At 26.7% G+C, this 251-nt stretch carries 2 pseudogenes; both read right to left on the minus strand.

The annotated features are described in order from the left end of the window. Positions 1–75: pseudogene (locus tag ELQ10_RS08535) on the minus strand (dUTPase); the annotation flags it as partial. Positions 76–114: 39 nt separating this feature from the next. Continuing rightward, positions 115–251 (minus strand): annotated as a pseudogene (locus tag ELQ10_RS08540) (ATP-binding protein); the annotation flags it as partial.

A 251-nucleotide genomic window follows, 5' to 3' on the forward strand; every position in this document is an offset into this window, starting at 1 on the left:
ATTTAAACCATTAGTTTCATCATTGAGTTTTTGTTGGAGCTTGAGCATATTTTCTAAAATTTCAACATTTTTCATCTTGTGCCTTTTTTATTTTTTTATGATTTATTATAAAATTTAAGCGTAAAGATTTAAACCTTTTTCTGCATTATTTTGATTTTCTTTAGCTTTTTCTTGCTGTTTTTCAAGCTGCTTTTTCATTTGCTCTAACACTTCATCTAGTAGTTTTTTGCTATCTTCGAGCATGGATGTAT

The sequence above is a fragment of the Campylobacter sp. US42a genome (genome assembly GCF_004379055.1).
Lineage (GTDB): Bacteria > Campylobacterota > Campylobacteria > Campylobacterales > Campylobacteraceae > Campylobacter_D > Campylobacter_D jejuni.